12 protein-coding genes are annotated in these 15,737 nt (G+C 59.1%); 6 read left to right on the top strand and 6 right to left on the bottom strand.

Annotated elements, in window-relative coordinates:
* Window positions 1-20: 20 nt before the first annotated feature.
* Both gorA and LCH65_RS18410 read left to right on the top strand, forming a co-directional pair.
* The gene (gene gorA, locus LCH65_RS18415) at window positions 21-1,379 is read left to right on the top strand and encodes a glutathione-disulfide reductase (RefSeq protein WP_058417357.1); all 1,359 of its coding nucleotides are present in this window, start codon (window positions 21-23) and stop codon (window positions 1,377-1,379) included.
* A 92-nt stretch (window positions 1,380-1,471) separates the two neighbouring features.
* Window positions 1,472-2,746: a PAS domain-containing hybrid sensor histidine kinase/response regulator gene (locus LCH65_RS18410; protein ID WP_058417358.1), complete on the top strand. Its 1,275-nt coding sequence runs from the start codon at window positions 1,472-1,474 to the stop codon at window positions 2,744-2,746.
* A gap of 10 nt (window positions 2,747-2,756) precedes the next feature.
* Here LCH65_RS18410 and LCH65_RS18405 read toward each other — a convergent pair whose 3' ends face one another.
* The gene (locus tag LCH65_RS18405) at window positions 2,757-3,767 is read right to left on the bottom strand and encodes a DNA-binding protein (protein WP_054081008.1); all 1,011 of its coding nucleotides are present in this window, start codon (window positions 3,765-3,767) and stop codon (window positions 2,757-2,759) included.
* A 177-nt stretch (window positions 3,768-3,944) separates the two neighbouring features.
* Here LCH65_RS18405 and LCH65_RS18400 point away from each other — a divergent pair, with 177 nt between their 5' ends.
* The 3 genes from LCH65_RS18400 (at window position 3,945) to ahpF (ending at window position 7,265) form a co-directional block, all read left to right on the top strand.
* On the top strand, window positions 3,945-4,904 hold the full coding sequence (locus LCH65_RS18400; RefSeq protein WP_058417359.1) for a site-specific integrase: 960 nt from the start codon (window positions 3,945-3,947) through the stop codon (window positions 4,902-4,904).
* A gap of 110 nt (window positions 4,905-5,014) precedes the next feature.
* The gene (gene ahpC / locus LCH65_RS18395) at window positions 5,015-5,578 is read left to right on the top strand and encodes an alkyl hydroperoxide reductase subunit C (protein ID WP_002553298.1); all 564 of its coding nucleotides are present in this window, start codon (window positions 5,015-5,017) and stop codon (window positions 5,576-5,578) included.
* A gap of 124 nt (window positions 5,579-5,702) precedes the next feature.
* Complete coding sequence (gene ahpF / locus LCH65_RS18390) at window positions 5,703-7,265, top strand: alkyl hydroperoxide reductase subunit F (protein WP_226439696.1); 1,563 nt, start codon at window positions 5,703-5,705, stop codon at window positions 7,263-7,265.
* Between the two features lie 93 nt (window positions 7,266-7,358).
* Here the strand turns inward: ahpF and gloA are convergent, their stop codons facing one another.
* The gene (gloA, locus tag LCH65_RS18385) at window positions 7,359-7,880 is read right to left on the bottom strand and encodes a lactoylglutathione lyase (protein ID WP_003364444.1); all 522 of its coding nucleotides are present in this window, start codon (window positions 7,878-7,880) and stop codon (window positions 7,359-7,361) included.
* A gap of 100 nt (window positions 7,881-7,980) precedes the next feature.
* Here gloA and LCH65_RS18380 point away from each other — a divergent pair, with 100 nt between their 5' ends.
* Window positions 7,981-8,589, top strand: a complete 609-nt coding sequence (locus LCH65_RS18380) for a DUF4946 domain-containing protein (RefSeq protein WP_032609761.1) — start codon at window positions 7,981-7,983, stop codon at window positions 8,587-8,589.
* A gap of 471 nt (window positions 8,590-9,060) precedes the next feature.
* Here LCH65_RS18380 and LCH65_RS18375 read toward each other — a convergent pair whose 3' ends face one another.
* The 4 genes from LCH65_RS18375 to LCH65_RS18360 form a co-directional block, all read right to left on the bottom strand.
* Window positions 9,061-9,423 (bottom strand): histone-like nucleoid-structuring protein, MvaT/MvaU family, encoded by a 363-nt coding sequence (locus LCH65_RS18375; protein WP_003364441.1) that lies wholly within the window; start codon window positions 9,421-9,423, stop codon window positions 9,061-9,063.
* Window positions 9,424-9,908: 485 nt separating this feature from the next.
* A complete protein-coding gene (locus LCH65_RS18370; protein ID WP_024663677.1) occupies window positions 9,909-11,003 on the bottom strand; it encodes a HEAT repeat domain-containing protein in 1,095 nt (364 codons plus the stop codon).
* A gap of 142 nt (window positions 11,004-11,145) precedes the next feature.
* Window positions 11,146-12,543: a TolC family protein gene (locus LCH65_RS18365; RefSeq protein ID WP_003364436.1), complete on the bottom strand. Its 1,398-nt coding sequence runs from the start codon at window positions 12,541-12,543 to the stop codon at window positions 11,146-11,148.
* Window positions 12,543-15,734 (bottom strand): efflux RND transporter permease subunit, encoded by a 3,192-nt coding sequence (locus LCH65_RS18360; protein ID WP_024663676.1) that lies wholly within the window; start codon window positions 15,732-15,734, stop codon window positions 12,543-12,545. Before LCH65_RS18360 ends, LCH65_RS18365 begins: the two co-directional genes overlap by 1 nt.
* Window positions 15,735-15,737 lie beyond the last annotated feature (3 nt).

Raw genomic sequence — 15,737 nt, 5'->3', positions numbered from 1 at the left:
CCTCTGCCAAGGAGATATCGATGGCCTTTGATTTTGATCTGTTTGTAATTGGCGCCGGCTCGGGCGGCGTCAGGGCGGCGCGTTTCGCTGCCGGTTTCGGCGCAAAGGTCGCTGTGGCCGAGAGCCGCTATCTGGGCGGAACCTGCGTCAACGTAGGATGCGTACCCAAAAAGCTATTGGTGTACGGGGCGCATTTTTCCGAGGATTTCGATCATGCCAAGGGCTTCGGCTGGTCGCTGGGTGAGGCCCAGTTCGATTGGGCCACGCTGATCGCCAACAAGGATCGTGAGATCAATCGCCTTAATGGCATCTATCGCAAGTTGCTGGTCGACAGCGGCGTGACGCTGCTTGAAGGGCATGCGAAATTGACCGGCCCGCAGCAGGTCGAAATCAACGGTCAGACCTACAGTGCCGAGCGCATTCTGATTGCCACCGGCGGCTGGCCCCAGGTGCCTGACGTACCAGGGCGCGAGCACGCGATCACCTCCAACGAGTCGTTCTATCTCAAAACGCTACCCAAGCGGGTCGTCGTTGTGGGTGGCGGCTACATCGCGGTGGAGTTCGCCTCGATTTTCAACGGGCTCGGTGCCGACACCACGCTGGTCTATCGCCGCGAGTTGTTCTTGCGTGGCTTTGATGGCGGTGTCCGCACCCATCTTCACGAAGAGTTGCTCAAGCGCCACATGACGATTCGCTTCAACAGCGATATCGAGCGTATCGACAAGCAGGCCGACGGCAGTCTGCTGTTGTCCATGAAAGGTGGCGGCACGCTCGAGACCGATTGCGTGTTCTACGCAACAGGGCGCCGCCCAATGCTCGACAACCTCGGTCTGGACAGTGTCGACGTCAAGCTGGACGAGCACGGCTATATCAAGGTCGATGACAATTACCAGAGCAGCGAGCCCTCTATCCTGGCCATCGGCGATGTCATCGGGGGTGTGCAGCTGACGCCGGTCGCTCTGGCTGAAGGCATGGCGGTCGCGCGCCGACTGTTCAAGCCCGAGCAGTATCGCCCGGTAGACTACAATCACATCCCGACGGCGGTTTTCAGTCTGCCGAACATCGGTACGGTCGGTCTGACCGAAGAGGATGCAATCAAGGCCGGGCACGATGTGCAGATTTTCGAGAGTCGTTTCAGGCCGATGAAGCTGACCCTGACCGATGATCAGGAGCGCACATTGATGAAGCTGGTCGTCGATGCCAAAACCGATCGTGTGCTGGGCTGCCATATGGTCGGGCCGGATGCTGGCGAAATCGTCCAGAGCCTGGCCATTGCCATCAAGGCTGGCGCGACCAAGCAGGTATTCGACGATACCATCGGGGTACACCCGACCGCGGCAGAAGAGTTCGTTACCATGCGGACGCCTGTCAAACGTTAAGTCACGCAACGCCCGGAGTTCAGGAAGAACTCCGGGGTAAGAGTTTCGAGAGGATGGATCCCGACGTGAATAGAGAGCAGCCACCGGCCAGAATGCCATTGCATTCTGCCGAGCAGGACCGCGAAGTCGCGCAGCACATTGATGCCTTGCGTGAAAGCGAGCGTCAGTTCAGGGCATTGGCTGACAACATGAGTCAACTGGCCTGGACTGCCAGCCCCCGCGGGCAAATCCATTGGTACAACGAGCGTTGGCATGCGTACACCGGCGCTTCGCTCGAGGCCATGACTGCCCTGGGGTGGCGCTCGGTTCTGCACCCCGAACATCGCGAGCGCGTGATGGCGCGTCTGCAATACTGCTTTTCCACTGGCTCGATCTGGGAAGATACATTTCCGATACGTGGCAAGGGCGGCGCTTTCAACTGGTTCCTTTCGCGTGCGCTGCCGCTGCGCGACGCAAGGGGGCACATTACCCACTGGCTGGGTACTCACACCGACATCACCGCTCAGGTCAATGCAGAAGAGGCGTTGCGCGAACTCAACGAAAGTCTGGAGTTGCGCGTCGCCGAGCGCACGCGTGAGCTGGAAGCTGCAAATGAGCTGTTGCAGGCTGAAATTGCCGAGCGGGCGATGGCTGAAGAGGTCTTGCGCCATGCGCAGAAGATGGATGCTATCGGTCAGTTGACTGGTGGTATCGCCCATGACTTCAACAATGTACTTTCCGGCGTGATTGGCGCACTGGACATGATCAGGCTGCGTGTGGCTGCCGGGCGTGTCAGTGAGGTCGATCGCTACCTGGATGCCGCAGCGAGTTCTGCAAACCGTGCTGCTGCACTGACCCGCAGGCTGCTGACATTTGCCCGTCGGCAGTCGCTTAACGTCGCCGTGGTGGATGTCAATTGCATGGTCCGCTCCATGGAAGAGTTGTTGCGGGGGACGGTCGGCGCTCATGCGCACCTGGAGATCGAGCTGGAGGAGGGGCTGAGCGCGGTGCGCACCGATGAGCATCAGTTGGAAAATGCCTTGTTGAATCTGGTCATCAACGCGCGCGATGCCGTACCTGTCGGAGGGAGGTTGTGCGTGCGCAGCCGCGCGTTAACGCTGGAGACGCAAAAAGACGGTCTGCTGCCTGGCGACTACGTACAGCTTAGTGTTGAAGATAACGGCTGTGGCATTGCTCGGGATGTTATCGATCAGGTGTTCGATCCGTTTTTCACCACCAAACCGGTAGGCCAGGGAACCGGCCTGGGTTTGTCGATGGTCTACGGCTTTACCCGGCAAGCCGGCGGACACGTGCATATAGAAAGCGCCGAAGGTCAGGGCACCCGGGTTGATTTGCATCTGCCATGCGGCGAGATAGCGCTGGCCTGAAGCTTGCTGATCAGGCTTTGTCTGATGGTTTCTTTCTGGTGGCTTTGGGTTTGTCCGGCTGATCGAGCCTTGTCTGCAGGTTCTCCAGTGCCGCTTCCTTCTTGGTCAGCAGCAGTTCCAGCATGCGGCTCTGTTGCTGCGCATCGGTCATGCCTTGTTTAAGTGCGGTGTTTTCGTCCTGCGCGCTGCGTAACCTTTCTTCCAGCAACGCGCATTGGGTGCGGGTGTGGTGCTGTTGTTCGGCGAAGGCGGCATTCTGCGTGTTGGCCTGCTTCAGCTGGTCGGTCTGGCTGTGCAGTTCGCGCAGGGTGTTGCGATTTTCAGCCAGCAACCTTTCGTTATCTCGATTGAGCTGTGTAATGTTTTCCTGGTGCATGGCAAGGCCTTGCTGTGCCTGTCGCAGTTCCATTTGCAGCTGCTGAACCTGGGTTTCGTGGCGTCGCTGCTCCTGCTCGCGTTGCTCCCTGATCGAGTTGCGATAGTGCTCCAGTGTCTCGCGGGCGTGCTGGTGTTTTTCTTCAAGCGAATGGATCTGCCCGTCCTTGTCGCGCAGGCGTGCCTCCAGGTCCTGATTGGCCTGAAGCAACCGGGCGTGTTCTGTCTGCACATCCTGCAGTGTGCCTTGCGTGTGGAGCAGGGCGGCGGCCTGCTGTTCCAGAGCCTGTTCACGCTGCTGTGCGTGTTTTTCCAGCTGGCTGATCTGCTCTTGAGTGCCCGCAAGTTGCCGCTGCAGGGTGTCGCGCTCGGCCTGATATTCATCGCGCGCCTGATCAATACGCTCTTGCGCCTGTTCCTGAAGCCTTTGGGCGAGATGCGCGACCAGATCGCTCAATTCCTCATTGATATCCGGCGCTGGGGCTTGCGTGGATTCAAGCTCCTTCAGATAGCGGTGGATAGTGGTTTTCGAGCCGGTATTGCCCATTTCGATACGTACCGCGTCGATGCTGGGGTTTTCGCCTCGGGACAGCAGGGACGCTCTCGCTTTCTGCACTAACGCCTTGTTTACACCGCCACGGGCCATGCTGTCTCCTACGATTTCATACTGTGGTATGTACTCTGTAATTACATACTATATGTTTTGAAATAATTAGCCATTTTTTGAATTAATTAACACGGGATATTGGCGTATTATCCCGTGTCAGGCGTCTTCAGCTCCCTTTACGGCGCCCTTACCGGTACACCCGAGCAGGTTTGAGCCATGAATGACGTTGATCGCTACATCGAGGCGGCGACCCGCGACAACACGCGCCGCAGCTATCGGGCTGCCATCGAGCATTTCGAGGTGACATGGGGCGGGTTTCTGCCGGCGACCAGCGAAAGCGTGGCGCGTTACCTGGCCAGCCATGCCGGGACGCTGTCGGTGAACACCTTGAAGCTGCGTTTGTCAGCGCTGGCCCAGTGGCACGTCAGCCAGGGTTTTGTCGATCCGACCAAGGCACCGATGGTGCGCAAGGTCATCAAGGGCATTCGTGCGCTGCACCCCGCACAGGAAAAGCAGGCCGAGCCCTTGCAGTTGCAGGATCTGGAAAAAGTCATCGCCTGGCTGGAGATCGAAATACGCGAAGCAAGCGCACAACACGATCAGCCACGGCTGTTGCGCGGCCGACGCGATTCGGCGCTGATCCTGCTGGGGTTCTGGCGCGGGTTTCGTAGTGACGAGCTATGCCGCCTGCAAGTACAGGACGTCAAGGCCATCGCCAACTCGGGAATCAGCCTGTATTTGCCGCGGAGCAAAGGCGATCGAGAAAATCTGGGCCGCACCTATCAGACCCCGGCCTTGCAGCGGCTTTGCCCGGTTCAGGCCTATATAGAGTGGATCAACTGTACCGCGCTGGTACGCGGTCCGGTCTTTCGGGCAGTGGACCGCTGGGGTAACCTTAAAGAGGAGGAGTTGCACGCCAACAGCATCATCCCGTTGCTGCGTCAGGCGCTCCAGCGTGCAGGCATCGCCGCCGAGCGCTACACCAGCCACTCGTTGCGTCGCGGTTTTGCAAGCTGGGCGCACAGCAACGGCTGGGACCTCAAGTCACTGATGTCCTATGTAGGCTGGAGGGACATCAAGTCGGCGATGCGCTACATTGATGCCGCTCCGTTCCTGAGCCCATCGGAGGCGGGGAGCGGTCCGAAGGTTTCTTCTATCGATAAGCTGCCTTCATAGTGAAAAGCAATCAGTGACATCAGGTTTGCCAATGAGCGATTGTCATCGATCATGCGTAAGCTTCACTCCATCGAATTCACAACCCATCCAACCCATCAGGAGATATACCGATGCCTATCATCAACAGCCAAGTAAAACCGTTCAAGGCTACCGCATTCAAGAACGGCGCTTTCGTTGACGTCTCGGACGCTGACTTCAAAGGCAAGTGGTCTGTCGTATTCTTCTACCCGGCCGACTTCACTTTCGTATGCCCGACCGAGCTGGAAGACCTGGCTGACAACTACGAAGAGTTCAAGAAGCTGGGCGTTGAAATCTACAGCGTTTCGACCGACACCCACTTCGCCCACGCTGCATGGCACAACACTTCGCCAGCAATCGGCAAGATCCAGTACACCATGATCGGTGACCCGACCCTGACCATCTCCCGCAACTTCGACGTGCTGATCGAAGAAGCCGGTCTGGCGGATCGCGGTACTTTCGTGATCAACCCTGAAGGTCAGATCAAAATCGTCGAACTGAACGACGGTGGCGTTGGTCGTGACGCTTCCGAGCTGCTGCGCAAGATCAAGGCTGCTCAGTACGTTGCCGCTCACCCGGGCGAAGTCTGCCCAGCCAAGTGGAAAGAAGGCGAAGCTACTCTGGCTCCGTCCCTGGACCTGGTTGGCAAGATCTGAGTCGCATGAATCGGCTGGGGGCGTTGAGCTCTTGAGCAAGTAAACCGCATCGCCCCAAAAAACGCCCGGGCGGTAACCGCCTGGGCGTTGTTATTTCTACCCTTTGTAAACAGGAAGCCGCCACATGTTGGACGCCAATCTTAAAGCCCAGTTGAAATCCTATCTGGAGCGGGTTACTCGCCCCATCGAGATCGTCGCGTCCCTTGATGGCGGCGCGAAGTCTCAGGAAATGCTTGCACTGCTCAATGATGTGATCAGTGTTTCCAAGGACGTCACCCTGAATGACAGCGGCACCGACGCACGTACGCCGTCGTTCTCGCTGAGCAGCCCTGGCCACGATATCAGCCTGCGTTTTGCCGGTATCCCCATGGGTCACGAATTCACCTCGCTGGTCCTGGCGCTGCTGCAAGTCGGCGGCTATCCACCCAAGGTCAGTGCGGAAACCATCGAACAGGTTCGCGCACTTCAGGGCGAATTCCATTTCGAAACCTATTTCTCGCAGTCCTGCCAGAACTGCCCGGACGTCGTCCAGGCCCTGAACCTGATGGCAGTGCTGAACCCTGGTATCAAGCACGTCGCTATCGACGGTGCACTGTTCCAGGAAGAAGTTACCGATCGCAAGATCATGTCGGTGCCCAGCATCTATCTGAACGGTGAGTTGTTCGGTCAGGGCCGCATGGGCCTGGAAGAGATTCTGGCCAAGATCGACACCGGCGCCGGTGCGCGTCAGGCGGAAAAACTCAACGCCAAGCAGGCTTTCGATGTGCTGGTCGTCGGCGGTGGCCCGGCTGGCTCGGCCGCGGCAGTCTATGCTGCGCGTAAAGGCATCCGCACCGGTGTTGCTGCCGAGCGTTTCGGCGGTCAGGTGCTCGACACCATGGCCATCGAGAACTTCATCTCGGTACAACATACCGAGGGGCCGAAGCTGGCCGTGGCGCTTGAAGAGCACGTCAAGCAGTACGAAGTCGACATCATGAACCTGCAGCGTGCCGACAAGCTGATTCCTGGCGCAGCCGGCGAGTTGCACGAAGTGAAGTTTGCCAGCGGTGCCAGCCTCAAGGCCAAGACGCTGATCCTTGCCACTGGCGCACGCTGGAGGGAGATGAACGTGCCGGGTGAGCAGCAGTACCGTAACAAGGGTGTGGCTTATTGCCCGCACTGTGACGGTCCTTTGTTCAAAGGCAAGCGCGTCGCTGTCATCGGTGGCGGTAACTCGGGTGTCGAGGCTGCAATCGACCTCGCAGGTATCGTGTCTCACGTGACTCTACTGGAGTTCGACGTGCAATTGCGTGCCGACGCGGTGCTGCAGCGCAAATTGCACAGTCTGCCGAACGTGACCGTGATCACCAGTGCGCAAACCACTGAAGTGACAGGTGATGAGCAGAAGGTCAACGGCCTGCGCTACAAGAACCGCACCACAGGCGAAGAGATCAACGTACCGCTCGAAGGTATCTTCGTGCAGATCGGCCTGCTGCCCAACAGTGAGTGGCTCAAAGGTGCCATTGAGTTGTCGCCGCGCGGTGAGATCGTGGTCGATCCTCGCGGTGAAACCTCGGTGCCAGGCATCTTCGCTGCCGGTGACGTGACGGTTGCACCGTACAAGCAGATCATCATCGCCCTAGGCGAAGGTGCCAAGGCCTCCCTGAGCGCCTTTGACCACCTGATCCGTACCTCCGCCCCGGCCTGATCGGAGAGCGGTAAACGAAAAGCCCCGTGAGCGATCACGGGGCTTTTTGCTTTCTACGCGGATCGCCCCTTGCCGAAGCGATCACCGGCAGTCTCAGAGCGGCGTTGGCTGGATGATCTCTACCCAGTAACCGTCCGGGTCCTTGATAAAGGCCAGGCTGTTCATGCGGCCATCGGACAAGCGCTTCTGAAAGTCGACGCCCAGGCTTTCAAAACGCTCGCAGGCGACTTTCACATCCGGCACCGACACGCAGATATGGCCAAAGCCGCGCGGGTCGCTGTTGCCGTTATGGTAAGACGCTGTGGCATCGCTTTCGGTACCGTGGTTATGGGTCAGCTCCAGAATGCCGGGGATCGACTTCATCCATTCGTTGCGGGCGGCGTCGTCTTCCGGGATCTGTGCCTTGTCGACCAGCGCCAGGAAGTACAGGCTGAATTCGGCTTCCGGGAAGTCACGCTTCTCGACCAGGCTGAAGCCCAGTACGCGGGTGTAGAAATCAAGCGATTTGGTAATGTCCTTGACGCGCAGCATGGTGTGATTGAACACAAACTGCCGGGTGGCCGCTTCAGGATCGGCTGTGACGCCCGGTAGTGTGTTGAGTTCGTGCAAGCTCATCAATGTGTCTCCAACAGAATGTACAAATAATGCCAAATGATACGGGGCAGGGCGCGCAGTGCCAAACCCGGCTCGGATAACGTCGCGTCGGCCTTGCTCGATGCCGACAACAGGCTCAGAATTTCGGGTCAACCGTTCTGGCGACCCGATCATGATCCTTTCGCACTACCGACGCTCCGTGCCAAGCCTTTGCCTGTTCCTGCTGTTGGGCACTGCACAGGTGCATGCCGCCGATGCAATGATCGTCTGGCCCGCAGGCTGGGAGGTCGAGTCGATACCGACCGAGTCGGGCGAGCCCGTTCAACCTTCCGTGCAAGTCAGACAGCGCGCGGTGAAAAACGATCAAAGTGGAAATCCGCTGATGGTCATGGAACTCACCCAGACGCGCCTGACGCCAGGGCATGAAGTCAATGTCCAGGGCGTTCTGCTGGAAATGCGCAAGTCGATTCAGGTCAATTTTGCCCGGAGCGGACTGCAGAGCGCTTGCACGCATGTCCGTGAAAGTCGACTCAGCGTCGTGCCCGCACTCGAAACCACCTGCACCATTACTCAGAATGGTGTGCACGTGCTGACCCAGACACTGGTCGCGGCCGCCAGCAAGGAGCTGGCCTGGTCGTTGTCCTATGCGGGATCGGCAGACGGCTATGCGAACAACAAGGATGAGGCACTGCGTATTCGCGAGAGTCTGCGCCTGGACGATACGCAGTGACCTCTGCCTTTTCGCAGGCAAAAAGAAGCCCGCCGAGGCGGGCATGGGGCGCTATTCCTTTAGCGGTCTTCATCATCCGAGAGTGCATGTGAAAAAAGTGTGAAGCTCCGCTGTGCTGCGAATGTGGTGCTCTTCGACGCGCCGAATCATTGAGAAACAAATAAGGATGTATCTCATTACACCGCCAAACTGAATAATTACTCTACACACTTCAGGGACTGTTCAGGTTTGTAACTGTGTGCTGAATCGCATAATCCAGATTTATTGGCGTCATTATTCTCGCGGTATTTTCCCGGTGCCCTGAAGTATATGTACCGGGCAGTTCACTCAATCATGTATATGAATTCCCGGTGTCCAACGAAAGGAACTGTGTGTGCGTCCGGGCAAAAAGCTGCAGTGCGCAGGTGATCATATGCAGCGGCGCAGACAAAAAAGCCCTGCACGTGCAGGGCTTCAAGTGACAACTTGCAATCAGGCACGAAGCCATGAATCAACAGTGTCTACACCGTATTGCTCTTTCCACGCCTTGAGGCCGCGATGGTTGCCGCCCTTGGTTTCAATCAGCTCACCCGTGTGCGGATTCTGGTAAACCTTGACCACACGTGCGCGGCGACGCTTTGGACCTGCGGGTGCGACCAGTGAGGTAGCGCTTGCAGGGTCAAGGATTGCAATGATGTCACGCAGGCTTTTGCCGTAGGTGCCCATCAGGTCCTGGAGCTTTTGCTCGAATTCGATCTCCTTTTTCAATCCGGCGTCATTCTTCAACGATTCCAGCTGTGCAAGCTGTTCCTGAAGGGCTTTCTCTGCTGCTCGAAACTCGGCAAGTCTGGACAATTAATATACTCCAACAATGTAATGGCTGTTGTCAGCCCTATAAAGCGATGAGACAAAACTGATGACCGATTCGCTCACTCGAGGGTGCCCGATACCTGCGGTTTCTATGCTGAAACTTGGCCTTCGCGGCTTGTCATTGCGCAGATAGAGGGTATTTATAACTCAGTCGCCCGCAAATGATGCACTTTTTTTTTCAGTTAGAAAATAGCCTTTTTCAAATTCGTTAAATGAAGCGGGGAGACGATGTTGGATATAGGGGATGATGTCCGTGTTGTACGCGGAGGGGCAGTGTAAGTTATTTCCGATATTAGCCACGGATGGAAAACGTGTCATGAGAGAGTGGGTAGCTTAAAAAGAGAAATATCCGACAGGCAATAGGACTATCGGATGAGGAAATGGCAGAGCAGTGCGAACGCCGCGGACTGAAAGGCGTGTAGACCATGCAAAGATAGCCTTTGGCCTGTCTCGGCGTTGCGTTTCTGACCCTACAGTCCCTGTTGCAGCACAGGGTCATCCGGGTTCTGCTGTTCGAGCTCGGCCAGCAGAATCTGCACGTTCTGCAGCTGACCGTTCTCTTTCCAGTACTGGATCAGCAGCACTCTGGCCTTGCGATTGGCGGGCTGGTTTTGAACGATCTGAGTCAACTGCCGCTGTGCCGCTTCAAGCTCGTTCAACGAGTGCAGGGCAACCGCCAGGTCATAGCGATAGTCGTTGTTATCGGGCGCCAGTTCCGTGGCCTTGGCCAGGCTGAGCACGGCGAATTCAGCCTGGCCGTGGTTCAGCAGCCACATGCCGAGGGCATGCTGGAGCAGGGACGAGCCAGGGTTATGCTCGAGCAGTTGCGCGAAAAGGCTGCGCGCCTGCTCGGCCTGGCCCTTGCGGTCCAGTAATTCGATATGCGCCAGCGCTGCTTCGATATTGCCCGGGTCCAGCGCGGTGGCGCGCTGTAGCGCCGCGAGCGCGGGTTCCAGGTCGCCGGTCTGCAGATACAGCCTGGCCAGTTGCAGCTGGTTTTGTGCGCTTTGCGGCTGGCTCTTGAGTGACTCCTGAAACGCCTCGGCACTTTGCTGCAGGACGGCAAAGTACAGGCCCAGCTCATCAGGTGAGAGGCCAAGCAGGGCGCTGGTGGCGCGAAACCTGACGGATTGTTCGGCGTCATCCAGCAGGGGGCCGAGCAACAGACTGCGCTGACTGTTGGAGACCAGCCTGACACTGACATCGATGGCCGCTTCGCGCACTTGCGCGGACGGGTTACTCAAGGCCGCATCAAGCAACTTGAGGGCCTGGGGGCTGGGATAGTCGCTCAGTTCGGCGAGCAGGCTGATGCGTTGCGTGTCAGACAGGTCAGTCCGTCCCAGTTGTTGATACAGCACGCGCGCGGCACCCGGTTTACCGTCGTGTGCCTGTTCCAGCGCCTGGGCATAGGTATGACTCAGCCTGGCCGGCGCGGTCTGGACGGGCGTGCGCCACCACCAGAAAACCAGCGAAAGCATCAGCAGCGCTGCAGCCGCTGCGCCGATCAGCCAGCGGCGTCGAGAAGTGGGTTGAGGCGATAACCCCATGGTAGAAAGTCTGGGCATATCGATTTCCAATGCTTGACGGGTTGCAGCTTCGGGGAGTGGCTGGCAGCTGTCAAACGGCAATCATGATGCAGCCGGATTTCAGGCAAAAAAAGCCCCGCGGCCTGATCGGGCGCGGGGTTTTTTTACCGGTTTTTCAGGTTCAGGCCTGAGGTTGCCAGCCGCCACCCAGTGCCTTGTAAATGGCCACGATGCCACGGTACAGCTCGATTTCTGCCTGCGCCTGAGCATCCTCGGCTGCCAGACGTTCGCGCTCGGCATCCAGCAGGACCAGGAAGTCCGCCGTGCCTTCTCGATATTGCACCGAGGCCAGCCTGGCCGCCGAGCGACTCGCATCGCTCTGGCGCATCAGCGAGACCAGCCGCTGCTGGCGTTTGTCGTAATCGCTGAACGCGTTCTCCGACTCCTCCAGAGCAAGCAGTACCTGCTGCTCGTAGTTGGCCAGTGCGCCCTCGGCGTCGGCGTCGGCACTGCGAATCTGCGCCCGGACACTGCCCAGATCGAAGGCCGCCCAGGTGATGCTCGGCCCCAGCGACCAGGCTCTGGCCGCTGACGAACCGATCTGCGAGCCGCGCCCAGCGGTAAAGCCCAGAAAACCGCTCAGACTGACCCTCGGGAACAGGTCGGCAGTCGCGACGCCGATACGTGCGGTCGAGGCAGCGAGTTGTCGCTCGGCTGCACGGATGTCCGGCCGATTGCGCAGCACTTGCGTCGGGTCGCCGATCGGCAAGGCCTTGGCGATGGCAGGCAGCTTGCTCGGGCTCAAGTCGACGCTGAGGTTTTCCGGGCGCTCGCCCAGTAACGTGGCGATACGATTGCGTTGGCGAGCCTGCTCGGCCTGCAACTGTGGAACGGTGGCCTCGACGGCAGCCAGTCGTGCCTCTGCACGCACCACATCCAGCTCGTTGCCCACGCCCGCATCACGCAATTGCGTAGTCACGTCCTGAGAACTCTGCTGGTTTTTCAGGTTGTCGCGGGCAATGGCTTCACGCAGCTGTGCGCCGCGCAGTTGACCGTAGGCGTCGACCACCTCGGCAATCAGCGTGACCTGAAGCTGATAGAGGTTGGCCTCTGCAGCATCCTGATCGGCATCGCTGGCTTCCAGTTGGCGCTGAATACGCCCGAACAGGTCCACTTCCCACGCCATGTCCAGGCCCAGGTCGTAGCGCTCGCTGTTGACCCGGCGCTCGGTGATGCCGGGTTGCTGACCCTTGCCGATGTCACTGCTGGCGCGACTGGTCACCACGGGCATCACATCGTTGGCGACGTCATCGCGTATGGCCCGCGCCGACTTGAGGCGGGCGAAGGCGACGCGCAGATCGCGGTTGCCGTCCAGTGACCTGGCCACCAGTTTATTGAGGGTCGGATCCTCGAACTGCTGCCACCACACCCTGTCCACTTTGCTGCGGTCATAGTTGCCCTGGGCGGCGGACGCCAGTTTGGCTGGCGCCGTGACCGGTGCCTGGTAGTCCGGGCCCACGGCGCAGGCCGCCAGCGCCATGACCAGCAGGCTCGGGATGAAGACTTTGTAGGCGCTCATCAATGCATCTCCGCAGGCAGGTTTTGCTGGCTGTTTGCTCTGGCGGCCTTGCGGGCCTCCTGGCGTTCGACGTAATTACGGATAAGCACGTAGAACACCGGCGTCAGCAGCAGGCCGAAGAAAGTGACCCCCAGCATCCCGGAGAACACCGCGACACCCATGGCATGGCGCATCTCGGCACCCGCGCCGCTGGACAGCACCAGCGGCACGACCCCCATGATGAAGGCGAACGAGGTCATCAGGATCGGACGCAGACGCAGGCGGCATGCTTCCAGTACCGCATCCAGCGGGCTCATCCCTTCGGCCTGTTTGTCCTTGGCGAACTCGACGATCAGAATCGCGTTCTTGCACGCCAGGCCTACCAGTACGATCAGGCCGATCTGCGTGAAGATATTGTTGTCGCTGCCGGCGATCATCACCCCGGCAATCGCCGAGAGCAGGGTCATCGGTACGATCAGGATCACCGCCAGCGGCAGGCTCCAGCTTTCGTATTGAGCCGCCAGTACCAGAAACGCCAGCAACACACAGAGCGGGAACACGAACAGCGCGGTATTGCCCGAAAGGATCTGCTGATAGGTCAGGTCGGTCCATTCGTAGATCATGCCGGTGGGCAGTTCCTCGCGAAGCAGTTTCTCGACCGCCGCCTGAGCCTGGCCAGAGCTGTAGCCTGGTGCTGCTGCACCGTTGATTTCAGCAGTGATGAAGCCGTTGTAGTGCATGACGCGGTCGGGGCCGGCGGTGTCGCTGACCTTGACGAAGGTCGCCAGCGGGATCATCTCGCCCAGGTTATTGCGCACCTTGAGCTGGCCGATCTGGTCGGCATCCTGGCGGAACTGCTGCTCAGCCTGGACATTGACCTGATAAGTGCGGCCGAACCGGTTGAAGTCGTTGGCATACAACGACCCCAGATACACCTGCAGGGTGTCGAAAATATCGCTGACTGCCACGCCGTGGGTCTTGGCCTTCTCGCGGTCAATCGCGGCATCGACTTGCGGTACGTTCACCGTGTAGCTGGTAAACAGCCCGGCCAGTTCCGGCACGCTGCGGCTTTTGGCGATGATGTTCTGGGTTTCCTTGTACAGCTCGTCATAGCCCAGGTTGCCACGGTCCTCGATCTGCAGACGGAAGCCGCCGATGGTGCCCAGGCCTTGTACCGGTGGTGGCGGGAAGATCGCCATGTAGGCTTCCTGAATCGAGGCGAACTGACCGTTCAGCGCGCCGGCAATCGCGTTGGCCGAGAGGCTCGGGTCCTTGCGCTCGTCGAACGGCTTGAGGGTCACGAACACCACGCCGTTATTCGGGCTGTTGGTGAAGCCGTTGATCGACAGACCCGGGAAGGCAATGGCGTCCTGCACGCCAGGCTGCTTGAGGGCCAGCTCCGACATGCGTTTGATGACATCCTCGGTGCGGTCCAGGCTCGCGGCGTCCGGCAACTGGGCAAATGCGACCAGGTATTGCTTGTCCTGGCTCGGGACGAAACCGGTCGGTGTGCTGGCAAAGCCCATCCAGGTCAAAACCATCAGGCCCGCGTAAACCAGCAAGGCAATGCCGCTGCTGCGAATGACCCTGGCAACGGTGCCGACATAGCCGTGGCTGGCTTTCTCGAAAAAGCGGTTGAACGGGCGGAACAGCCAGCTGCCGAGCATTCTGTCGAGGAAGCGCGAGAAGCGATCCTTGGGCGCGTCATGACCTTTGAGCAATACCGCCGCCAGTGCAGGCGACAGAGTCAGCGAGTTGAAGGCGGAAATGACCGTCGAAATGGCGATGGTCAGCGCGAACTGCTTATAGAACTGACCGCTGAGTCCGGAGATGAATGCCGCAGGCACGAACACGGCGCACAGCACCAGCGCCGTCGCGATGATCGGCCCTGTTACTTCAGCCATGGCCTTGTGCGTGGCAGCGACCGGTTCCAGGCCCAGCTCGATGTTCCGTTCGACGTTCTCCACTACCACGATGGCATCGTCGACCACGATACCGATCGCCAGTACCAAACCGAACAAGGACAGCGCGTTCAGCGAGAAACCGAACATGTGCATGACCGCAAAGGTGCCGATCAGCGAGACCGGTACGGCCACCAGCGGAATGATCGATGCGCGCCAGGTCTGCAGGAACAGGATCACCACCAGCACGACCAGTATCAGTGCTTCGAACAGCGTGTGAATCACCGCCTCGATGGAACCGCGGACGAAGATCGTCGGGTCATAGACGATGCTGTAGTCCATGCCTTCCGGGAAGCTTTGCTTGAGCTCGGCCATTCGTGCCCGTACATCGTTGGAGATGTCGATGGCGTTGGAGCCGGGACGCTGGAAGATCGGGATCGCTACCGCAGGCTGATTATTCAGCAACGAGCGCAGCGCATACTGGCTGGAGCCCAGTTCGATGCGTGCAATGTCCTTGAGGCGAGTGATTTCGCCATCGGCACCGGCGCGCACGACCACGTTTTCGAACTCCTCCTCACTGACCAGGCGGCCCTGGGTGTTGATCGACATCTGAAAGCTGGTGGCATTCGGCGAGGGCGGGGAGCCCAGCTGACCAGCGGCTACCTGACGGTTCTGTTCGCGAATCGCATTGACCACATCAGTGGCGGTCAGGTTGCGTGAGGCGGTCTTGTTCGGGTCGAGCCAGACCCGCAGCGAATAATCGCCCATGCCGAACAGCTGCACATCACCGACGCCGCCCAGTCGCGCCAGCTCATCCTTGATGTTGAGCACGGCGTAGTTGGACAGGTACAGCATGTCGTAGCGTTTGTCCGGCGAGGTCAGGTGCACAACCATGGTCAGGTCGGGGGAGGCCTTGTCCACGGTGATGCCGATGCGTGTCACTTCTTCAGGCAGCTTCGGCTCGCTGCGGGTCACGCGGTTCTGCACCTGCACCTGCGCATTGTCCAGGTCAGTACCCAGTGCAAAGGTGATGGTGAGGGTCAGCTTGCCATCGGCAGTGGCCTGCGAAGACATATAGAGCATGCCTTCGACACCGGTAATTGCCTGTTCCAGTGGCGAGGCCACGGTTTCGCCGATCACCTTGGGGTTGGCGCCGGGGAAGTTGGCGCGTACCACCACGGTTGGCGGCACGACTTCCGGGTATTCACTGATCGGCAGCTGGAACAGCGAGATGGCACCGGCGATCAGGATCAGCAGCGACAACACTGCGGCGAAGATCGGCCGTGAAATAAAGAATTTGGAGAAGTTCATCGG

Source organism: Pseudomonas sp. MWU16-30316 (genome assembly GCF_020515645.1).
Taxonomy (GTDB): Bacteria; Pseudomonadota; Gammaproteobacteria; order Pseudomonadales; family Pseudomonadaceae; genus Aquipseudomonas; species Aquipseudomonas cerasi.
The sequence above is the reverse complement of the archived record's forward strand: the minus strand, read 5'-3'. Positions and strand labels throughout refer to the sequence as shown.